Genomic DNA, 21,424 nt, shown 5'->3' on the forward strand with positions numbered 1-21,424 from the left:
AGGGGTGTAGCTCCAATTGGCAGAGCAGCGGATTCCAAATCCGCGTGTTGGGAGTTCGAATCTCTCCACCCCTGCCATATCTAAGGCTCTAGTCGAAAGACTAGAGCCTTTTTGCTTTCTACCGCATCCCTTTTTATTGATACCCTTCGACGCGATTCTTTGCTCTATACTGCAATGCTGCTATCCTGTAGCTTATTTCACTCTAAATAAGCCCATACGTATTGCGAACTTGATGGCCAGCTCTATCGATCTCTGAAATCTCAATCATTGATTAGCTGATACTTAGTACTCTCATGTACGCTACTAAACTCTTTCGCTATTTAATTAACTTAATCATAGGCTTAACAATGATTGCATTTATTGGGTGAATGTATTTTGTGCAATAAAAGTGTGATCAATGTATTGACTTTATTGCAATGTAATTAAGTTAAGTCTCAATAATGATACATTTGTTCAAATTTATAAAATAGAGCTTAAAAATGAATGTGTTAAGTAGCTTTAAGGGAAGAGTGGTTACCGTTGTCATTCTCTTAATTACAATGTCATTAACGGTATCTAGTTACCTATCCTATAAACAACTTTCAGCGTCAATTGAAGAACGGATTAATGAATATTCGATGCTGAAGATTGAGACCACGAGCGACACCATTACAACTTGGTTAGATACCATCAAGTCGGGCTTAGTATCGAACGCTCCTGACTTCGTTTCTGTTGATAATGACCAGCAAATTTTATTGATGATCAGGCAGATCGCCAATACCTCTCCGGCTTCTGATATTTTGGTTGGTTATGAAGATGGACGCTCTTACGGAAACAATAGTGGTAAACGTGATTTATCACAATATGACCCAAGAACTCGAGATTGGTATAAACAGGCTGTTGCTAAGCGCGGCACGATCGTCACCGATATCTACAGTGATGCCTTGACTAAGAGTTTAATGGTTAGCATTGCTGAGCCGTTTTATGCACAAGGTCAGCTACAAGGTGTATTACTTGCGGATATCGAGCTTACGCTGCTTGATGAGTTGGTAAGAAAAGCGCCTTTCCCTGGGGCTATGATGGGCCTGTATGACCAAACCAGCCTGACGATTGCCTCTAATGGAGAAGTTGATGTTCCTGGTGAAACCAAGCTCTATGACTTTGGAGATCTCAAGCCACTGACCGACTCTCTCCTTTCTCTTCCATCTGGTATGCAAGACTACAGTCTAGGTGGAGTCGACAAGGTGGCTTTCTTCCAGACTATCCGAATTGATGATGCAGTGACTTGGCATTTACTCGTGGGTGTAGATAAATCGATCGCTTACGCTGAGATGGACGACGCATTAGAAGCTGCTCTCTATTCTGCCATTATCTTACTTTCGATCTCGTGTGCAATTTTCCTAGTCATCCTTAATTATGCATACCGACCAATCTTGGCACTGAAGAGTACGATATTAGACTTATCGCAAGGTCACGGTGATTTAACTCGTCGACTAGAAGTCCATTCTCAGGACGACCTTGGGCAGATAGCACAGGCAGTGAATACGTTTATTAGTAACCTACAAGCAATGATGCTTGAGGTGACCAGTGCTTCGAATCAGATTTCGCAAAACATCCATTTACTCGAAGAGCAAACCCATAATAATGAGGCTGTGTTGACCTCTCATGCAATGGAGACTACACAGGTAGTCACTGCTATGACAGAGATGAGCTCAACGGCTGATAGTGTTGCTGAGAGCGCGTCTAAGACGGCTGAATTTACTAAGATGACGAATGATGAGGCTAGTCAATCCAAAGAGGTTGTCGCAAGCGCTGTTCGCAGTGTGGCTGAGTTAGTCGGCGAAGTTGAAGCCATGGCTCAGAGCATTCAATCAATGAACGAAGACTCTCAAAAAATAGGCTCTGTCTTAACTGTTATTGGTGAGATTGCCGATCAAACTAACCTACTTGCACTCAATGCTGCGATCGAAGCAGCACGAGCTGGAGAACAAGGGCGAGGCTTTGCAGTGGTTGCTGATGAGGTTCGTGCACTTGCCGCGAGAACTCAACAAAGTACTTCAGAGATCAACAGCATGCTGGCGAACTTAAATGAAGGTACCAAGACGGTTGTCAAAGCTATGGATGACACCAAAGTTCGTTGTGAAGAGACCGCGCATACCACAGAGAATGTGAACCAGAGTCTCGATGTGATGGTTAACTCGATCGTGCGTATTAATGATCTCGGCCTTGAGATCGCTACGGCAGCGAGCCAACAAAGTGCAGTAACTGATGAGGTTAGTCGCAACATGACAACGATTCAGGGAATGGTGAATAAACTGACTGACAACGGTGCTCAAGCCACTGCAGGCACGGTTCAACTGACCAATAGCAATAAGCAGCTGCTGGCGATTGTTGATCGCTTTAAGCTGCAATAGCCTGGACTGAAAATGTTACTTTTAAGGAGACGGGGACGTCTCCTTTTTTATTTGTATCACCCAATGAAAAAGCATACTGACAAGGCTACTTACGACTCAAAATTAGCGTCGTAATGAGAATTGTTATTAATAATCTGTTACATTTTGCGCAGGTTTATTTAAGAGTAGAACAGTATGGATATTTCTCGTCGCCAGTTTATTAAGTCTTCTATTGCTATATCAGCGCTATCAATCTTGCCTGCTTGTAGTGTTACTCAATCTGTCGATGAAAAAGGACGATACGTATACGACCTGACGGCAGAGCCTGCAACAGCTGAGCTCGTTCCAGGGTATACGACTAAAGTACTCGGCTTTGATGGGCAAATACCAGCACCTACCATTCGCTGCCGTCAAGGTGAGAAGGTTGTTATCCGTTTTACCAATAAGCTCGCAGAGCCAACCACAATCCACTGGCACGGCTTAAGAATCCCGATCGAAATGGATGGCGTGCCGTTCTTAAGTCAGCCTCCAATTATGCCTGGAGAGACCTTTGTTTATGAGTTTACTCCACCAGATGCGGGTACCTTCTGGTATCACCCACATATGAATAGCGTTAAACAGTTAGGAATGGGGTTAGTAGGGTTGATCATTGTTGAAGAGTCTCAGCCCGTTGCTTTTGATGAAGAGTTGCCACTGATGCTTAAACATTGGCATCTTGATAAGCAAGGGCAGTGGAAGGACCTGATGATTCCACGGATGAGTGCTCGTATGGGCACCCCTGGAGAGTGGAGTAGTGTGAATGGTGTTCATGAGCCGAACTATCAAATTAAGCAACATGCGACAACACGCCTGCGAATCGCTAATGTCGACAATACGATTACTTATCCTATTGCGGTCGAGGGTGTGGAGGCTTGGGTTATTGCTATCGATGGCAACCCTGTCAAAACGCCTTATCGATTGACACAACATAAAATTGGTCCGGGCATGCGATTGGATATTGGATTTGTGGCTCCGACTCAAGGTACCACTATAAATGTCTTGCAGATGAAAGGACGTTTTCCATTCTCCTTGTGTTCATTAGAAGTCGTGGACTCGAACTTGCCATCTGGACAGACATTACCTTCTTTACCACTCAACCCGGTTCCTAATCTAGACCTCGAGAATGCCATTGAAATCGATTTTTTGTTTGAGTGGGAGGGAGCGATCAGCCCGACAGGAAAAGATGGTAAGTCGATGCCTAAATTCTGGCTGACGAACAAGCGCGCGTGGGAAGGGATGAGTAAGGATAATATTCCTGATCCACTTGCGACGTTAGAGTTAGGAAAGACATACATTTTCGATCTCAAGAACGTGACTCAGTATCACCACCCGATCCATATTCATGGCCATACCTTTACCGTACTTGAGCTGGATGGGAAAAAAATCGAAGAGCCATTCCACACAGATACCGTTCTGCTTGGTAAGAATGGCAGTGCTAAGGCAGCGTTTGTTGCTGATAACCCAGGCCGTTGGATGTATCACTGCCATGTCATTGAACATATGAAGACAGGTCTAATGGGTTACATTGAGGTAAAGTGACTCCTGTAACTTTTTAATCTTAAAATTTATCCAAGTAATTTATTCACTAATTATCTCGAAAAAAAATCGAGTGAGGCTAGAATATCCTTAAGTCTTATGTGGGGGAATTATGGGTCAGTTTTCAATTTTGGGGTTTATCGCCATTGGCGGTGCATTTGGTGCGTGTTCTCGTTACTTAATATCTGAGTTGTGTGTCGTGCTATTGGGACGTGGCTTTCCATACGGCACCCTGACGGTGAATGTCGTCGGTTCATTTATTATGGGCCTACTGATCGCTGCATTCGAAAATGAGATGCTAGCAACTGAACCGTGGCGTCAGATCATTGGGTTAGGCTTTCTAGGTGCATTAACAACGTTCTCCACTTTCTCTATGGATAACGTGTTATTGATGCAGCAGGGCGCTTTTTTTAAGATGGGACTCAATGTTCTTTTGAATGTGGTATTGAGTATTTCGGCAGCTTGGATTGGCTTTCAGTTGCTAATTAAGAGTTAGTTTTCCAGATTCGTATTTAAATCACACAGGTCGGCTTGGTTTAACCAAGCCGATTTTATATACTGAATTCACTTGTCGGAGTGCCATAAGGCTGAGACCGTTCATTCGGGATCCGTTGAACCTGATCAGGTTAATACCTGCGAAGGGAACAAGAGAAGATATCCTTGCTGGAATTCTCTCTAGCAGACCTATCAATAAGCTAAGCAATAGACCGCTTTTACCTGCCTTAGGTATGTCTATGCTCAGCTCCTCTTGTCGCATCTTTCCGCCAAGCATTTTTATCCGAATTTATTATCTAGAATAACGAAGCAAGGAAAAATGCTATGTCGAATCGCAAGCAAGCGAGACTGGAAGCAAAACAGTTTATAGAAACTCTCTCGGTACAGCCGTACCCAAATTCAACCAAGGTTTACGTAGAAGGCTCTCGTGCCGATATTCGTGTCCCTATGCGCGAGATCTCTTTAGCCGATAGCCTAATAGGTGGCACCAAAGAGGCGCCAATCTTTGAGCCTAATGAGCCTATTCGCGTTTATGACACTTCGGGTGTTTACACTGACCCAGAGCACGAAATCGATCTTTATAATGGCTTACCGAAGCTGCGAGAGGGTTGGATTGAAGAACGAGCTGATACTGAACTACTTGATGATGTGAGTTCGGTTTACACCAAAGAACGCCTAGAAGATGAGACCTTAGATGAGCTTCGCTACGGCAATCTACCACGTATTCGACGTGCTAAAGATGGCCAGTGTGTAACTCAAATGCATTATGCTCGTCAGGGCATCATTACTCCAGAAATGGAATACATTGCTCTGCGCGAGAACATGGGCAGAGCTCAGTATCGTGATGAAGTATTAACTCAGCAACATCCAGGCCAAAGCTTTGGGGCAAATTTGCCTAAAGACATTACTCCTGAATTCGTTCGTAAAGAGGTCGCTGAAGGCCGCGCAATTATCCCTTCCAATATTAACCACCCGGAATCTGAGCCAATGATTATTGGTCGAAACTTCCTGGTAAAGGTTAATGCAAACATCGGTAACTCTTCCGTGTCATCTTCTATTGAGGAAGAGGTTGAGAAGCTAGTATGGGCAACTCGCTGGGGTGGCGATACCGTAATGGATCTCTCTACTGGACGAAATATTCATGAGACACGCGAATGGATATTGCGTAATAGCCCAGTGCCAATCGGTACGGTTCCTATGTATCAAGCCCTAGAGAAGGTTAATGGTGTTGCTGAGAATCTAAACTGGGAAGTGATGCGAGATACTCTGATTGAACAAGCTGAGCAGGGTGTTGACTACTTTACGATTCATGCTGGTTTATTACTTCGTTACGTACCTATGACTGCCAAGCGCGTAACGGGTATCGTCTCGCGAGGCGGTTCAATCATCGCTAAATGGTGCTTGGCTCATCATCAAGAAAGCTTCCTATACACCAACTTTAGAGAGATCTGTGAGATCTGTGCTAAGTACGATGTTGCTCTATCGCTAGGTGATGGCTTGCGTCCAGGTTCAGTTGCTGATGCTAATGATGAAGCTCAATTTGCTGAACTTCGCACGTTGGGTGAGCTGACCAAGATCGCTTGGGAATACGATGTACAGGTGATCATTGAAGGGCCGGGTCACGTGCCGATGCATATGATCAAAGAGAACATGGACGAGCAGCTTGAACACTGTCATGAAGCGCCGTTTTATACCCTAGGTCCATTGACGACAGATATTGCACCAGGATATGACCATATTACCTCGGGTATTGGTGCCGCCATGATTGGTTGGTACGGCTGTGCAATGCTCTGTTATGTGACACCAAAAGAGCATCTTGGTTTACCAAATAAAGAAGACGTTAAAACCGGTTTGATTACCTACAAGCTTGCTGCTCATGCTGGTGATCTAGCGAAAGGCCACCCAGGTGCACAAGTACGTGATAACGCTTTGTCAAAAGCGCGCTTTGAGTTCCGTTGGGAAGACCAATTCAACCTTTCTCTCGATCCTGAAACGGCGCGAGCTTTCCATGATGAGACCTTGCCACAAGAGTCAGGTAAGGTTGCCCATTTTTGCTCTATGTGCGGACCTAAATTCTGTTCGATGAAGATCTCGCAAGAGGTACGCGAATATGCCAAAGATACAGAGCAGGTTGCTGCTGACCAAGCGATATCGATTAAGATGCTTGATGACCCATTAGAGGGGATGCGTCAAAAATCGCAAGAGTTCCGTGAAACAGGGTCTGAGCTCTATCATCCAGCCGCTAGTGCAGAGGTTGCCGATTAATGAACAAAATCCTTATTCCGTCATCATTGATTGAGCTAACTGGCTTAGTTCAGCAATGTTTGTTGTTGGCGAAAGAGCAGGGTTTTACTATCGAAAACGTTGAGTTGGGTGTGAGCCCAGCTCAATCGATACAGCTCATTCATGACCAACACACTACTTGCTTTTCAACTGACATTGTCTCTGATGTTGAGACTTCTAACGTCTCAGATTACACGCTTTACTATCATTCTAGGCTGAGTGTTAGAGAGTGTCGTCATCAGGAGTCAACGGATATTTTCATTGGTATTCCAGATCGAGACTCGAGAGATGCTCAGAATTCCAGTCAATTAGATATCTGGCGTCACCCTATAAATAATGAAGTTAGAGCACTTTCGGTTGATCCACACCTAGCCATGCACTTGTCTCCAGAATTGCATTTAGCTTGGTTCTTAACTCTATCGATACTCGATTTTCCGATCGAGGATGCGTTAACTCTAGCGCGCGCGATGATGTCTCCGACAGGAAATGTTTCACGTGAAACACCGGCTTTTGATACTCGTACAATATCTTCAAATCATGTTGTTAAGGTATGGGCATTTGAGTTTAGTGCTTTTCCAACCCCTGTTCTTGAAGATGAACGTTTAGGTATTCAAGTTGGCTGGTCTGCTCAAGGCGAAAGCGTTAGTTTTGCCACACTGACCAAACCTAGTCTAGGTCTGTATCCGGTTGTTGATGATGTATCGTGGATTGAACGCCTCTTACCTATGGGTATCAATACCATTCAGCTTCGGATTAAGAACCCACAACAAGCAGACCTCGAGCAACAAGTGAAGAAAGCGATCGAATTGGGGCGTCAATACGATGCGCAAGTCTTCATTAATGATTACTGGAAACTGGCAATTAAGCATGGTGCTTATGGTGTTCACCTTGGCCAAGAAGATATCGAGGAATCAAACCTAGCGCAGTTAAGCAAAGCTGGAGTACGCCTTGGTTTATCGACACACGGTTATTACGAGTTACTACGCATCGTACAGATTCATCCAAGCTACATTGCCTTGGGGCATATCTTCCCGACAACCACTAAAGAGATGCCATCTAAGCCTCAAGGTTTAGTTCGATTAGCTCTGTATCAGAAACTCATTGATACCATTCCATATGGGATCGCTGGAGAGAGCACTAAGCAACAATTTGGCTTTCCAACCGTTGCAATCGGCGGCATTGACCAAAGCAATGCTGACCAAGTTTGGGAGTGTGGGGTATCGAGCCTTGCTGTCGTCCGCGCAATTACCTTATCGAGCGACCCACAGTCGGTGATTAACTTCTTTGCCAACCTAATGGGTGCGAAGCAGGAAGTGACTTCCAAACACAATCAGAGTGAACCGAGGATAGCCTGTGCTGAACGATAAACAGTTCCTGCGTTATCAGCGTCAGGTGTCATTACCTGAAGTGGGTGAGAATGGACAAGTTCAGCTTGGCCAATCTCATGTTTTGGTAATTGGTTGCGGAGGGCTAGGCAGTGCCGCTTGTTTGTATTTGGCTGCTGCAGGTGTCGGAAAACTCGTGATTGTGGATGATGACATTGTTGAGAGCAGTAACTTACAAAGGCAAGCCATATATCGTGAACAAGACCTAGGCACGCCTAAGACCAGTGCAACAGCAAAGCAATTAGCGGAACTGAATCCTATGGTGCAAGTACGTACTATCAATAAGCGTTTAGAACCCAGTCAGCTTTCACTTGAGGTTATGTTGGCTGATGTGGTCTTGGACTGTAGTGACAACATGCCGACAAGGCAATTGATAAACAAAACCTGCTTTGAGCAAAGCACCTCGCTTGTTTCTGCTGCCGCTATTGGATGGCAGGGACAGTTCGCTGTATTTGACCACCAAGAGTCACAACAATCAGCCGCTTGTTATCGATGCTTGTATCCATTTGATGAACTCAAACAGACACATAAGTGCAGCGAATCTGGTGTTGTAGGTCCTGTCGTTGGGACTATGGGTAACTACCAAGCACTGGCCGCTATTCAAAAACTTGCGACAGGCAAATTTCACGTCAAAGCAAACGAACTGCACCTATTTGATGGTTTGAAAATGCAATGGCAGAAGCTAGCAATAACAAAAGATAGCAGCTGTCAGGTTTGTAGTTAGCGCTGGGTTACAGGTAATAAAGAGAATTAAGAGCAATGACAATATTAGAACGAGCAAACCTTGAAGGCGCAAGTGAAAGTAGTGAGATGATAACAATCGTCATTAACGAACAGCCTCAGCAAATAGTTAATCAGAGCGATCTACAGAAAATCATTCATCAATTTGAGTTACCCGAAATGGGGTGTGTTTTCGCTATCAACAATACGGTGATACCTCGTGGTGAATGGGGTAGCACGTTACTTAGTGAGGGAGATAGTATCTCTCTGTTTCAAGCAATAGCAGGGGGGTAATGAGATGCTGCATATCGGAGATAAGAAGTTTGAATCAAGACTATTTACCGGAACTGGAAAGTTCGCCAATAGTCACTTAATGGCTGAAGCGATACAAGCGTCAGGTTCTCAACTCGCGACTATGGCCCTTAAGCGTGTAGATGTAAACGACCAGCAAGACGACATCTTAAAACCCTTGGTTGAAGCTGGAGTCAGTCTGTTGCCAAACACTTCAGGTGCCAAAAATGCCAAAGACGCGGTATTTGCTGCGCAGCTTGCTCGAGAGGCATTGGGAACTAATTGGTTGAAGCTAGAGATTCACCCTGACCCAAAATACTTAATGCCAGATCCTATCGAAACACTCGCTGCTGCTGAGCAATTGGTTCGCGAAGGGTTTATTGTTCTGCCTTACTGTCATGCCGATCCTGTGTTGTGTAAGCGACTCGAAGAGGTGGGTTGTGCAGCGGTTATGCCACTAGGAGCGCCAATTGGCTCAAACAAGGGGATTGTATCTCATGACTTCTTGGAGATCATAATCGACCAAGCAAACGTACCGGTTGTTGTTGATGCTGGTATCGGAGCTCCTTCGCATGCTGCTCGCGCGATGGAGATGGGCGCAGATGCTGTACTCGTCAATACGGCCATCGCAGCATCGAGCAACCCGGTTGCTATGGCAAAAGCATTTAAGCTAGCTGTTGAATCTGGTCGAATGGCGTATGAGGCCGGTTTGGCTGGCAGGGTATCTCACGCAGTGGCTTCGAGTCCGCTCACTTCATTCTTAGATGAGCTTTAACAAATTGACGAGGATTAACCATGAGTTTCGTGGACCAGTTTAACAAGCTCAACTGGGATGATATTTCGATGTCGATTTATTCCAAAACAGCGAGTGATGTTGAACGTGCTTTGAATAAACCCAAGCGTGACTTAGAGGATTTTAAGGCTTTGATTTCTCCTGCTGCGGAGCCTTATCTCGAGCAGATGGCTCAGCTGTCGTATTCACTTACGCGCAAGCGCTTTGGTAATACCATGTCTTTGTACATACCATTGTACCTGTCGAACTTATGTGCGAATGCGTGCACTTATTGTGGCTTTTCGATGGAGAACCGCATAAAACGCAAGACACTAGACCGTGATGAGGTATCTGCTGAAATCGATGCTATCAAGGCGATGAAGTTTGATAGTGTGTTATTGGTAACCGGAGAGCATGAAACCAAAGTAGGGATGAAATACTTTCGTGCAATGGTTCCGATGATTAAGGAGCAGTTTAACTACCTTGCGATGGAAGTGCAGCCTCTCGACCAAGAACAATATGCAGAGCTTAAAACTCTAGGTCTTGATGCTGTGATGGTTTACCAAGAAACCTATCATCCATCTACCTATGGCGAACACCATTTGCGTGGTAACAAAACCGATTTTGAGTATCGCCTTGATACACCTGATCGTTTGGCCAAAGCGGGCATCGATAAAATTGGTATCGGAGCGTTGATAGGGTTGGAGGAGTGGCGCACAGACTGTTTTTATGTTGCGGCGCATTTGGATTACCTTGAGAGAACGTATTGGCAAACGCGTTACTCGATCTCATTCCCGCGCTTGCGTCCTTGTGAGGGGGCTTTACAGCCTAAGTCAGTGATGACGGATAAGCAGCTAGTACAGTTGATTTGTGCTTATCGTTTGCTGAACCCGGAGGTTGAACTATCGTTATCGACACGAGAATCGCCCTCGTTTAGAGATAACGTATTACCTCTTGGTATCACTTCAATGTCTGCCGCATCGAAAACTCAACCTGGGGGCTACGCGATGGACGATGTTGAGCTGGAGCAGTTTGAGATCAGTGATGAGCGCAGTGCGGCATCGGTAGAGGATATGATCCGTGCGAAGGGTTTTGACCCTGTATGGCGAGATTGGCACTCAGCTTATTCTGGTTAATCAATGCAGATAGTGTTTCACGTGAAACATAAATCAGAATACAAAATTTGCTAGGTTACCCAAAACAAAAAGCTCTCCAATGGAGAGCTTTTTTATATATAGCAACGGTAGTGTTAGCTGTTTATGAGTGTGCTACCGGCAGAGTCGCTGCACGTAGCCACTCTTTCACATCACCTTCTACTAATGGACTGATGTCATCCCACACTTTCTGATGGTAGTCGTTTAGCCATGCTAGTTCCGGACGCGTTAACATATCGACATTGATGTTGCGCTTGTCGATTGGACAACGTGTTAGTGATTCAAATGACAGAACAGGGAAGTCACCTTGGGTTGGTGTTTCAACCACAAGCTCTAGGTTCTCGATACGGATACCAAAGGCATCCGCTCGGTAGTAACCAGGCTCATTAGATAACACCATACCTTCGGTTAGCGGTACATCAATTTGCTTCTTAGAAATGCTCGCTGGGCCTTCATGAACACTTAGGAAGTGACCTACGCCGTGACCTGTGCCGTGATCGTAGTCGTAGCCTTCAGCCCAAAGATGCTGACGAGCTAGGGTATCGATCTGGTAACCACGAGTGCCTTTCGGGAAACGAGCACGAGCAACACCAATGTGACCTTTCAGTGCCAAGGTGAACTGCTTGATCATCTCTTGTGATGGTTGGCCGATCGCAATGGTACGAGTGATATCAGTTGTACCATCTAGGTACTGACCGCCCGAATCGACAAGGTAAAGGGTATTAAGCTCAAGCTTACCTGGCTCTGGTTGATTCTCATGGTTGTAGTGACACATTGCTGCGTTACCACCGGCTGCAGAAATGGTATCAAAGCTTAGATCCATCAGTGTTGGATCTTGCTGACGGAAAGCTTCTAACTTGTCAGATAGCGTTGCTTCATCGTGTAGATTACCTGCAGCAACTTCTGCATCTAACCAACATAAGAACTGAGTCATCGCAACACCGTCGCGAACATGACATGCTTTCATACCCGCGATTTCTACAGCATTTTTTGCTGCTTTTGGCATTAGACATGGATCAGCTTTGCTGACTACATTAGCGCCCGAGTTTTGTAACACTAGCTTAAACCAAGCATTGCTGGTTGCTGGGTCCACAAGAACGTTTTTGCCTGTTAGAACTTCTAAACGAGATTGAAGTGCTTCTGGGTGGTGAACAGTAACATCCGCTCCAACATGCGCAGCGAATTCAGCTGGGATGCGTACTGGGTCTAAGAAGAACTCAACGCTAGAATCAGCATGCAGAATTGCGTGAGAAAGCAGAACAGGCAAGCGTGATACATCTAAGCCACGAACATTGAGCAACCAACAGATAGAATCTAGAGCTGTAATAACTGCGCTATCAGCTCCAGCTTTTCTCATAAGTTCTGCGATCTCTTGACGCTTGCTTTCGCTTGATTGACCAACAGCATCAGTTGGCATCAGGCGTACGTCAGAAACAACAGGTGCAGGGCGGTCGCTCCACAATTCATCGATAGGGTTGTTTTCTAAGATCTTAAGTTCAATGTCACCAGCTAGTTTAGCTTGTGCAACATCTAGCCATGCTGAGTTGTGCATTCGAGGGTCGATAGCAACAGATGCACCTTGAGCAAGCTGTTCCTTGATCCAGTCAAGAGCAGGCTCTTCAATCAGGTGACGATATTCGAAAAGTTCGGCAGGTACCTGTTTTGTTACTTGTACCGTGTAGCGACCATCGACAAACATTGCAGCTTTGTCTTTGGTGATAACAGCAGCGCCCGCTGAACCAGTAAAGCCTGTTAGCCAATGTAGGCGCTCATTGTGAGCCGGTACGTATTCACCCAAGTACTCGTCTTCGTGTGGGACAAGTAGGGCATCAATATTGTGTTGTGCTAGCCATTCGCGAATTGCATTCACGCGGCTTTGAGTATCGTTATGCATCTGTGTTTATTCCTTCAAATTACCGCTCCTTGATGCTCAGGTGTGGACGCTGTATCCATCTGCTTACAGCAAGAAAGGGGTCAACTGAACAAGGTCGATATTTCAATTGAGCTGGGATACAACTGGCCATAGATGAGCCAAAAAGGACTATCGACAGTTAAGCTACTCATTTTATCGCAAGAGAGCAAACGGCGTACGTCATTTTTATCTAAGGTGTAGGGTTTTTTCTTTGATGATATCTCGCAACCAAGTCAGTGCTGGGTCATTCTCTCTATCTCTATGCCAGAACAGAGTGTATGCCATCGGGGGAAATTCCAGAGGTAGAGGTACTACGACGAGATCCATCTGTTTTGCAACAAGATAAGTAAAATGGCTTGGAGCAGTGAATACAAAATCGGTGTAAGTACACAAGCTCGCTGCACTGTTGAAATCGGGAACTGAGATAGCGATATCGCGCTGTCGGCCTATGTCCGCAAGTTTATAGTCAAGCAACCAGCGGTCGTTGCCATCGCACCTAACTTGAACGTGTCTTTGGGCCAAGTAGGTCTCTAAATCCCAATTATGTTCAAGGGCTGGGTGGTTGCGCCTTAAAACACACATCTGAGCATCTCGGTAGATCTCTTGCTCACAGATATCATCGGGTGGCAGCATGGTGAGCCGCGCATCATTGATGTCGATGTCTTTACCGGTTAAGCCGATATCGAGCTCGCCAAGCTGAAGCTTTTTAAAGGTTTGTTCTGACCACGCGTGAGTATTGATGTTGACGTGTGGCGCTTGCTGGAAAATGGCTGGCAGAAAGTGCGGTAGGATAAGCGGGTAGACACTCTCAACTGCGGCAATGTGGAAGCTATGATCGCTATTGTAAGGCGTGAAAGTTTCCGGTTGTGTCAGTACTTCAAGTTGGTTAATAAGGTTTTCCAAGCGCGGCTTTAGGAACACCGCTTTGGGCGTCGGACGCAAACCATGGGCACTACGTGTGAATAGTGGGTCGTCGAATTGCTCCCTTAACTTTGCCAATGATTTACTCACGGCTGACTGACTTAAACAGAGCCGATGAGCGGTGCGGGTGACACTGAGCTCTTCAAGGAGAACCTGCAAACAAACCAGTAAATTGAGGTCAATTCGAGACAATTTTTCGAGATTCATGAGATTTTCCATATGGGAATAATGGTAATGAGTATAAGCCATTTTTGTTCATATCTTTAGTTGGTTATGATTCCCATCATCATTTATCAACTAGGAAAGTCGCGTGTCTGTGCATTCATCCCCGAGTAAGTTGCAAGTAGCATTATTGGCAATGCTTGTTCTATTTAGCCCATTGGCTATCGATATCTACTTACCAGCTTTGCCTCAAATCTCAGAGACGTTCCACGTGGAACATGCATTAGCTCAAGACACCATTACCTGGTTCCTATTCGCGATGGGTGTTGGCCAACTGTTTGCTGGCCCCCTTGCGGACAAATTAGGTCGCCGAACTGTTGCCCTTGGCGGTATCAGCATCTATGCAGTGAGCGCTTGCTTGGCGTGGGCCGCTCAGTCTATTGATATGATGTTGATGGCTCGACTGCTTCAAGGATTAGGAGCGTGTGCAACATCCGTTGCTGCGTTCGCAACAGTTCGCGATCTATTTGGTCCTGAAAAAAGTGGCAAGATGATCAGCTACCTAAACGGTGCTATTTGTTTTATTCCAGCGTTAGCGCCTATTTTAGGTAGCTGGCTAACTCAAGAGTTTGGCTGGCGATCCAACTTCAGCTTTATGGCTGGCTTTGCTGTGATTGTCGGCGCTATTCTGTTCTTCCAGATGAAAGAGACCAATCCAGCGACAGAGAAGGTTGCGGTATTTAAGTTTGAGCGTTACTGGTCAGTACTTAAGACGCCATCGTTTATCTTCCATGCTTCGTTGTGCTTGATGGCAATGGGTGTAATCTTAGCTTATGTAACATCTGCGCCAGTGGTGTTGATGGAAAACCTAGGCTTGAGCATGAACGAGTTTACTTTCTGGTTTGGTATTAATGCAGCATTCAATATCATTGCGGCATTCACAGCTCCTAAGTTCATGGATCGCTTTGGTACCTATAAGACATTGGTAGTTGGTATTCTTCTTCTGGGCTTAGCAGGCGCACTGATGTTGGTACTGGCGAACCAGGCAACAGCATTAGCGTTTATGTTCCCAATTTTCTTATCTTCAGTTGGTTTTGCATGGATTCTTGGCGCATCTGCTGGTAAAGCACTAGAGCCATTTGGTGACCGAGCGGGTACGGCTGCTGCGCTATTAGGCCTGTTCCAGATGAGTGGTTCTGGGTTGTTGGTGGGTACTATGCAGCGACTGCAATGGGAACCACAAGTGATGATTGCATTGCAGATGTTCTTGATTGTTCCAGCACTATTTGTACTGTTTGGTAAGGCTGGAAAATCGTGGCATGGCGCGCTTAAGCAGGCGTAAGTCAATTGGATGACAAATTATACAGATGGACAGTTTTTCCATCGTTAAAACATGGTATATTTATCGCTCATTAAAATGTGAGTATCACAACGGATAATACTGTAATGTCATTAACAACCTACGAAATGGCACGCGTCTTAGAACAAATGGAAGACGCTCCTGAAAAGGTCATGTTTGGAAAATTGCTGAACGAGCTTGGTAACCAAAGTGGTGAGCGTATTCGCAGCGCTGCAAAGCAGGTTCCAATTAACACACTACGCGATATTGTGTTCCAATTTCAGAGTGTGATTGAAGACCGTAAAGGTGAACAAGTTCAACTGTTAGCAAAAGAGATGGTAGAGCAAGGCATTTCTGCAGAAGATCTACAGGCATTTCTGAACAAGTAATGATGTGATGTTACTTGGTAAATAAAAAACCACTCGAATGAGTGGTTTTTTTGATCTTGAGGGGCAATGGTTAGCCTCGGAATTGTCGTTTTAGGATATGGTCTAATGAGAATGGACCCGCACCCCAAACAATCACAATCAGTATCATCAGCCCCCACAGTTGGTGGTCGTAGAAGCCTTGGTCCCAAAGCACTGGGTAAGAGACGACTGCAATTACATTGAAGGCGAATAAGACAACCGCCATAGGTCGACTTAACAAGCCTAATGCAATAAACACTGGAAGAATCAACTCTGCAGCGGTACCCATGTAGGCCGCCATTTCCCATGGAATGAGCGGGACTTGATACTCAAGCTCGAACAGAAACAGAGTGCTATCCCAAGTGGCAATCTTGGTCAGCCCGGAATTAAAGAAAACCCAAGCAACCCATAAGCGACAAAACAGCAGTAACGCTGGCACAAACAGGGCCTGGAACTTATCAACGAGGCTATCGTATTGAGCCATCATGTTGGTCACGGTGTTGTTATCCATTTTATTTCTCCTATTCGCCGCTAATAGAAAATCCAGAGATGATATTGAGCGCCAAGACATCGTTAAGATAGGCTAGCAGCGTTGGGTCGATATCAGCGAGCATTTGTTGGGCCTGGAAGGCTTGCAGAAGCTGGAAGACTTCTGACGTCACGATATGAGGCTCCAAGGTATGGTTATTTATTTTCTGTAAGACAGCAAATTCCGGTTGGGCGATATTGAGTCCGTCGAGTTGGTTATTGATGATGGCTTGTTCTAAAGTCAGCACTTGATAATCGAAGTTGAGCAAGACAATGTCTGGAAGCAAGTGAAACACCAACTCAGCATGCTGATGCTCTGGAATTGCAGAGAGAGCAGCCAGTGGATATTGCTCTGTCGTCACGGGCTTTGGTTCGGCACGCATTAGCGCATCTTTGTGCCATTCGTATTGAATCATGTTTGCCAGGTAAGGAACGGCTTCTATAACCGCTGGAAAGTGCTTAACGACCTCATTAAAGCCTTCTCCGTACTCAGTTATATCACCCGATTGAGGTGGCGTACTAAGCACGTGATGACGTGCCAGTTGGGCGAAACACTCTTCACCAACTAAGGCTTGGGCAAGAGGATAGGTAGCCACAAGTACATCACTAACGCCAATCACGAAGTTGTTACGATAGATTTGTAGCCTCTGGCTATCTGAGAAGTGATTGCTAACGACCTGACACAGTGAATCATCACCTCGATAACGGAGCGCATCACCAAATGCTTGTTGTATTTCAGCTAAGGAACTCATGATGCTTGGCCTCGTAATGACTCTGCATTTTGATATTGATGCAGTAGGTGACTGGCTTTTTCCGCTTCATTAAGCAACACCTCTGGCTCTGGGATATCTAAGTCCCATTCGATCAATGTATGCCGCGCACCGTGAGTCATAAGCCATTGTGTGTAGAGTTGCCACACTTCATCACAAACAGGCTTACTGTGGGTGTCTATCCATATCTCACCATCTTCTAGCTGCTTCTTAGTAAAACCAGCAAGGTGGATCTCGTCCACTGCATCGGCCGGGATTCCCTCGAGGTAGTCATCACAACTGAATTGATGATTGAACGAAGAAACAAAAATATTATTGAAGTCGAGCAACAATCGGCACTCAGTGCGTTTCTGAACTTCTGCTAGGAACTGCCACTCTGGAATTGTCGAGTGTTTGAATGCGAGGTAGCTCGAAGGGTTTTCAACAAGTAGTGACCTTTGCAGAGCATCCTGAACCTCTAATACATTGCGACAAAAGATATCGAGTGCCTCTTCGGTATAAGGCAGTGGCAATAGGTCATTGAAATGATGACCACCGGTTTGGCTCCAACTTAGATGGTCTGATACTAAAAACGGCTGAATGTCGCTAATTAGGCGTTTGAGCTGGAACAAGTGCTCCTGACTGATACGCTCCACAGAACCCAGTGATAAACCTACGCCGTGGCAGCTAATCTCATGGTCTTGTCGAATTGCTCTGAGTTGTTCAGTTGCTTTTGCATGTGGGGAGAAGTAATTCTCACTGTGGATCTCTAACCAGTCGACCTTATTAGAGTTGTGACCAAAATAATCTAAGTGAGGTGTTCTTAAACCCACGCCTGCCAGCGGGTGTAGAGGATGAGCCACAGGTATTCTCCTTAGGTGGGTGGAACAATCCAGGTGAGCTGATAGGCATGCTCACCTGGTATATAGCGGGTATTATGAAGATTGAGTGCTACCGCCAGTAAGCTTGCCACAAAGCCCTTTAGGTACGACAACGAATGCATCACTTTGGTTATCTTCTTTTGCTGTACCAGCACATGAGCTTGTTTTAGTCGCACAGTCATTTTGACCAGCTTTAGACACGCCATAACACTTTTCTTTCGCTGCCGCTTCTGCAGGAGCCGAAGTTAGAACAGTACCACCAAACGCTAGTACACTTGTGATTGCAGCAGTTACAGCAAGATTAGAATTTTTCATAGTCATTCCCTCTAGACTTAATTGTTATTTACATTGAGCAGGTTAAGGTTTTGTTAACTTGCTTAGTAAAAAGGATAGGAAGAACTAAGAAATAATTTCAAAAGAACTGAAGATTTATAGAAATAAATGATATATCGATATGTAAAGTTATGATTATTAATAATTTATTTTTGGATGTTTTTTCTTCTTATTCTCCTAAACTGCGCTCTGTGTTTAGGTTATAATCAACTTTTATGTATAAATACCCAGTAGTGAGCAAACCCAAATGATTGATCCTTCGCTTTTACTCGATGGCCTCAACGACAAGCAGCGTGAGGCAGTGGCTGCACCCTTAGAAAACTTGCTGATCTTAGCGGGAGCAGGCAGTGGTAAAACGCGAGTGTTGGTTCACCGTATCGCATGGCTGCAAACCGTAGAGCAGGCGTCGCCGTTTTCTATCATGTCGGTGACCTTTACCAACAAAGCGGCCGCTGAAATGCGTGGTCGTATTGATGAGCTGATGATGGGCAGCTCTTCAGGTATGTGGAACGGCACTTTCCACGGTATTTGTCACCGTGTTTTGCGCGCTCACTACTTAGATGCGAAATTGCCAGAAGACTTCCAGATCATTGATTCCGATGATCAAATTCGTCTATTGCGTCGCTTGATTAAAGCGCAAAATCTCGATGAGAAGCAGTGGCCAGCGAAACAGGCCTCTTGGTGGATCAATGGTAAGAAGGACGAAGGATTACGCCCAAGCCACATCGATACCTACAATGACCCAGTCACCAAGACCTGGCTTAAGATCTACGCTGCGTATCAAGAGGCGTGTGATCGTGCTGGCTTGGTCGATTTTGCTGAGATCTTGCTGCGTTGTCATGAGCTTCTGCGTGATAAAAAGCACATTCGTGAACACTACCAAGCGCGCTTTAAGCATATTTTGGTCGACGAATTTCAAGATACCAACAACATTCAATACGCTTGGCTGCGCATGATGGCAGGTCCTGACTGTCGAGTGATGATCGTAGGTGATGATGACCAATCAATCTACGGTTGGCGCGGCGCTAAAATTGAGAATATCCAAAAGTTCTTAGATGAGTTCCCTGGTGCCTCCACCATTCGTCTGGAACAGAACTACCGCTCAACCAAGACCATTTTGCAAGCATCGAACGAACTGATCTCGAATAACACTGAGCGTATGGGTAAAGAGCTGTGGACAGACGGCAACGATGGCGAACCTATCTCAGTTTATTCGGCTTACAACGAGCTCGACGAAGCGCGCTTTACGGTGAGTAAAATCAAAGAGTGGCAAGACAAGGGTGGCGCATTGAATGATACGGCGATGCTTTATCGTAACAACGCCCAGTCTCGTGTACTCGAAGAAGCTTTGATTCAAGGTGGATTACCTTACCGTATCTACGGCGGCATGCGATTCTTCGAACGTCAGGAGATCAAAGATGCACTGAGCTATCTGCGATTGATGTCTAACCGCAATGATGACGCAGCCTTTGAACGTGTGGTGAATACGCCAACGCGCGGTATGGGTGATAAAACCTTAGAGACCATTCGTTTTGCTGCACGCGATCGTGGCGCGACGATGTGGCAGGCGAGTATCGCACTTCTTGAAGAGCAGGTTTTGGCGGGCAGAGCAGCAGGGGCATTGAGCCGATTTATCGAGCTTATCAACGCACTAGAAGATGACACTCACGAGATGAGCCTGCATGAACAGACTGACCACGTGATTAAGTCGTCTGGCTTGTTTGCTATGTATGAGCAAGAAAAAGGCGAGAAGTCGAAGGCACGTATTGAGAACTTGGAAGAGCTAGTAACGGCGACTCGTCAATTCGAGAAGCCAGAAGAAGCCGAAGAGATGAGCTTGCTGACGGCATTTTTGACTCATGCCGCACTGGAAGCGGGTGAGGGGCAGGCCGACGAGTTTGATGATGCTGTTCAATTGATGACTCTGCACAGTGCTAAAGGTCTTGAGTTCCCAATGGTGTTCATGGTTGGTGTCGAAGAAGGAATGTTCCCGAGCCAGATGTCTGCCGAAGATGCGATGCGCTTGGAAGAGGAACGTCGTCTCTGTTATGTAGGTATGACGCGTGCAATGGAGAAGCTCTACATCACCTACGCAGAAATGCGTCGTCTATATGGCCAAGATAAGTACCACAAGCCATCACGATTTATTCGTGAACTGCCTGAAACTTGTCTTGATGAAGTACGAATGAAAGCACAGGTAAGTCGTCCGGCAAGTAGCGGTCGCTTTGGACAAACCGCAGTTAAAGAGAACTTCAACGAAACTGGTTTTAGCTTAGGTTCACGTGTTAAACACCCTAAGTTTGGTGAAGGTACCATTATCAACTTTGAGGGCAGTGGTCCACAGAGCCGAGTTCAGGTGGCCTTCAACGGCGAGGGTATCAAATGGCTGGTGACTGCTTACGCTCGTTTAGAGAAGCTAGGTTAAGCGCTAGAAAACTAGAGTGATTTGAAAAGCTGCCTTCGGGCGGCTTTTTTGTTGAGCGATACTTAGGTTGAGTACCCAGAAAGGCGATAAACAGCAGATAAAGAAAAACCCCGAGAGCTTGCGCTCATCGGGGTCTATAGTCTTACTCGCAGCAATCCGGCTACTAAGTGTGCTCCATGCATCTAATCCATGATAGTGTGCTGTTATCCTTCAGCGTATTCCTTTCGTCGCCTTCCTAGCGGTGTCCTTGAGCTTATCCTGATCTGCCAACAATCCTCGTTAGCGCGCGTCACTTGTTCCTTGAGCGGTGTCCCTTACATCATCCTGATGTTCAGTCCTTTCCTCGTCCAGAGGTGTCCATTGTCTTTCCTTAGTAGCAACCATCCTAGTTACTATTGCGTCCATTCAATGTCCAATTTCGCTATCCGTGCCGATTATTCATCCTGAGTAATCGAATCTTCATCCTGAAGATAACCAAGTCCTTGGTGTTTTCCTGTTCCGTGTCAGCATCCTTCCGACACCATTCATATTACCGAACCCCAATTTATCAGCAATGGCCGAAACTCAAATTTCTCACAGTAATGTTGGTGTTAAAATAGACGTATTGTTTTATTTCAATGGTTTAGGTTCTGTTGTTGCTAGTTTTCTTAGTTAAATATCGATATATACTCACTGCTTTGTAAGAGATCTCTCACAAGGCAGTGAGTAAAAAGGCGTAAT

18 protein-coding genes, 1 tRNA gene and 1 riboswitch are annotated in these 21,424 nt (G+C 45.5%); of the genes, 13 read left to right on the forward strand and 6 right to left on the reverse strand.

From position 1 onward, the window contains the following. The 10 genes from VFDL14_RS07050 (at position 1) to thiH (ending at position 11,029) form a co-directional block, all read left to right on the forward strand. Positions 1–77 (forward strand) — tRNA-Trp (locus tag VFDL14_RS07050). A gap of 462 nt (positions 78–539) precedes the next feature. Beyond that, positions 540–2,393: a methyl-accepting chemotaxis protein gene (locus VFDL14_RS07045; protein ID WP_268844473.1), complete on the forward strand. Its 1,854-nt coding sequence runs from the start codon at positions 540–542 to the stop codon at positions 2,391–2,393. A gap of 174 nt (positions 2,394–2,567) precedes the next feature. Next, positions 2,568–3,950 carry a multicopper oxidase family protein gene (locus VFDL14_RS07040; RefSeq protein WP_032552242.1) on the forward strand — a complete coding sequence of 461 codons (1,383 nt, stop codon included), beginning with the start codon at positions 2,568–2,570 and terminating at the stop codon, positions 3,948–3,950. A 109-nt stretch (positions 3,951–4,059) separates the two neighbouring features. Beyond that, positions 4,060–4,443, forward strand: coding sequence for a fluoride efflux transporter CrcB (gene crcB, locus VFDL14_RS07035; RefSeq protein ID WP_032552243.1), 384 nt, complete (start codon positions 4,060–4,062; stop codon positions 4,441–4,443). Positions 4,444–4,509: 66 nt separating this feature from the next. Continuing rightward, a riboswitch (TPP riboswitch) is annotated at positions 4,510–4,608 on the forward strand. 158 nt (positions 4,609–4,766) lie between these two features. After that, positions 4,767–6,707 carry a phosphomethylpyrimidine synthase ThiC gene (gene thiC, locus VFDL14_RS07025; protein ID WP_032552245.1) on the forward strand — a complete coding sequence of 647 codons (1,941 nt, stop codon included), beginning with the start codon at positions 4,767–4,769 and terminating at the stop codon, positions 6,705–6,707. Further along, a complete protein-coding gene (locus VFDL14_RS07020; RefSeq protein WP_032552246.1) occupies positions 6,707–8,092 on the forward strand; it encodes a thiamine phosphate synthase in 1,386 nt (461 codons plus the stop codon). The genes thiC and VFDL14_RS07020 overlap by 1 nt, the downstream gene beginning before the upstream one ends. Then, complete coding sequence (locus VFDL14_RS07015; RefSeq protein WP_032552247.1) at positions 8,079–8,834, forward strand: HesA/MoeB/ThiF family protein; 756 nt, start codon at positions 8,079–8,081, stop codon at positions 8,832–8,834. The genes VFDL14_RS07020 and VFDL14_RS07015 overlap by 14 nt, the downstream gene beginning before the upstream one ends. Positions 8,835–8,869: 35 nt before the next feature. Further along, positions 8,870–9,124: a sulfur carrier protein ThiS gene (thiS, locus tag VFDL14_RS07010; RefSeq protein WP_032552248.1), complete on the forward strand. Its 255-nt coding sequence runs from the start codon at positions 8,870–8,872 to the stop codon at positions 9,122–9,124. Between the two features lie 4 nt (positions 9,125–9,128). After that, the gene (locus tag VFDL14_RS07005; protein ID WP_032552249.1) at positions 9,129–9,896 is read left to right on the forward strand and encodes a thiazole synthase; all 768 of its coding nucleotides are present in this window, start codon (positions 9,129–9,131) and stop codon (positions 9,894–9,896) included. Positions 9,897–9,916: 20 nt separating this feature from the next. Beyond that, the gene (gene thiH, locus VFDL14_RS07000; RefSeq protein WP_032552250.1) at positions 9,917–11,029 is read left to right on the forward strand and encodes a 2-iminoacetate synthase ThiH; all 1,113 of its coding nucleotides are present in this window, start codon (positions 9,917–9,919) and stop codon (positions 11,027–11,029) included. Positions 11,030–11,150: 121 nt separating this feature from the next. On the opposite strand, the gene VFDL14_RS06995 is transcribed toward thiH, so the two are convergent. Together VFDL14_RS06995 and VFDL14_RS06990 are read right to left on the reverse strand one after the other, a co-directional pair. After that, on the reverse strand, positions 11,151–12,941 hold the full coding sequence (locus VFDL14_RS06995) for an aminopeptidase P family protein (RefSeq protein WP_032552251.1): 1,791 nt from the start codon (positions 12,939–12,941) through the stop codon (positions 11,151–11,153). Between the two features lie 204 nt (positions 12,942–13,145). Next, positions 13,146–14,087 carry a LysR substrate-binding domain-containing protein gene (locus VFDL14_RS06990; protein WP_032552252.1) on the reverse strand — a complete coding sequence of 314 codons (942 nt, stop codon included), beginning with the start codon at positions 14,085–14,087 and terminating at the stop codon, positions 13,146–13,148. A gap of 151 nt (positions 14,088–14,238) precedes the next feature. On the opposite strand from VFDL14_RS06990, the gene VFDL14_RS06985 reads away from it, so the two are divergent. After that, positions 14,239–15,384: a multidrug effflux MFS transporter gene (locus VFDL14_RS06985; protein ID WP_050487447.1), complete on the forward strand. Its 1,146-nt coding sequence runs from the start codon at positions 14,239–14,241 to the stop codon at positions 15,382–15,384. Between the two features lie 104 nt (positions 15,385–15,488). Next, entirely contained in the window at positions 15,489–15,770 is a 282-nt protein-coding gene (locus VFDL14_RS06980) for a hypothetical protein (RefSeq protein ID WP_032552254.1), read from the forward strand. A 70-nt stretch (positions 15,771–15,840) separates the two neighbouring features. Here the strand turns inward: VFDL14_RS06980 and VFDL14_RS06975 are convergent, their stop codons facing one another. The 4 genes from VFDL14_RS06975 to VFDL14_RS06965 all read right to left on the reverse strand — a co-directional run bounded on the left by VFDL14_RS06975 (position 15,841) and on the right by VFDL14_RS06965 (position 18,261). Continuing rightward, entirely contained in the window at positions 15,841–16,299 is a 459-nt protein-coding gene (locus tag VFDL14_RS06975; RefSeq protein WP_032552255.1) for a DoxX family protein, read from the reverse strand. A gap of 10 nt (positions 16,300–16,309) precedes the next feature. After that, positions 16,310–17,071, reverse strand: a complete 762-nt coding sequence (locus VFDL14_RS0123315; RefSeq protein ID WP_152549262.1) for a DNA-binding domain-containing protein — start codon at positions 17,069–17,071, stop codon at positions 16,310–16,312. Further along, positions 17,065–17,928: a DUF692 domain-containing protein gene (locus tag VFDL14_RS06970; protein WP_032552257.1), complete on the reverse strand. Its 864-nt coding sequence runs from the start codon at positions 17,926–17,928 to the stop codon at positions 17,065–17,067. The genes VFDL14_RS0123315 and VFDL14_RS06970 overlap by 7 nt, the downstream gene beginning before the upstream one ends. A gap of 72 nt (positions 17,929–18,000) precedes the next feature. After that, complete coding sequence (locus VFDL14_RS06965) at positions 18,001–18,261, reverse strand: DUF2282 domain-containing protein (protein ID WP_032552258.1); 261 nt, start codon at positions 18,259–18,261, stop codon at positions 18,001–18,003. Between the two features lie 265 nt (positions 18,262–18,526). Here VFDL14_RS06965 and uvrD point away from each other — a divergent pair, with 265 nt between their 5' ends. Continuing rightward, complete coding sequence (gene uvrD / locus VFDL14_RS06960; RefSeq protein WP_032552259.1) at positions 18,527–20,704, forward strand: DNA helicase II; 2,178 nt, start codon at positions 18,527–18,529, stop codon at positions 20,702–20,704. Positions 20,705–21,424: the final 720 nt, after the last annotated feature.

Source organism: Vibrio fortis, from assembly GCF_000695685.1.
GTDB classification, from domain to species: Bacteria; Pseudomonadota; Gammaproteobacteria; order Enterobacterales; family Vibrionaceae; genus Vibrio; species Vibrio fortis_A.